This is a genomic window from Streptococcus mitis (assembly GCF_000722695.1).
Taxonomy (GTDB): domain Bacteria; phylum Bacillota; class Bacilli; order Lactobacillales; family Streptococcaceae; genus Streptococcus; species Streptococcus mitis_O.
Genome location: NZ_JPFU01000022.1, coordinates 1 through 609 on the forward strand (window position 1 = coordinate 1; position 609 = coordinate 609).

1 protein-coding gene is annotated in these 609 nt (G+C 37.4%); it reads right to left on the reverse strand.

The window, feature by feature from the left end; genetic code table 11:
* The coding region (locus SK629_RS10845; protein WP_200872351.1) for a MucBP domain-containing protein at positions 1-609 on the reverse strand (609 nt) is incomplete at both ends.

Consider the following 609-nt stretch of genomic DNA (forward strand, 5'->3'; position numbering starts at 1 on the left):
CTAATTTGTACACTTTGCCACTTTCAGTTGTGATTGTTTCTGGTTTTAAGTCTGGTGTGTTTGTGTTGTACTCTTTACCTGTTGGACTTTGAGTTTCAGCTTTGACACTTGTCTTACCTTCAATCGCATTTCCTTCAGTATCTGTATAGTTTACTGTTACATCACCTTTTTGGAGTTCGTATTTATACGTTACTTCTGTTGGTTCAACCGTTACTTTACCTGTTTCTTTTCCTACTGTTTGGGCTGGTACTAATTTGTACACTTTGCCACTTTCAGTTGTGATTGTTTCTGGTTTTAAGTCTGGTGTGTTTGTGTTGTACTCTTTACCTGTTGGACTTTGAGTTTCAGCTTTGACACTTGTCTTACCTTCAATCGCATTTCCTTCAGTATCTGTATAGTTTACTGTTACATCACCTTTTTGGAGTTCGTATTTATACGTTACTTCTGTTGGTTCAACCGTTACTTTACCTGTTTCTTTTCCTACTGTTTGGGCTGGTACTAATTTGTACACTTTGCCACTTTCAGTTGTGATTGTTTCTGGTTTTAAGTCTGGTGTGTTTGTGTTGTACTCTTTACCTGTTGGACTTTGAGTTTCAGCTTTGACACTTG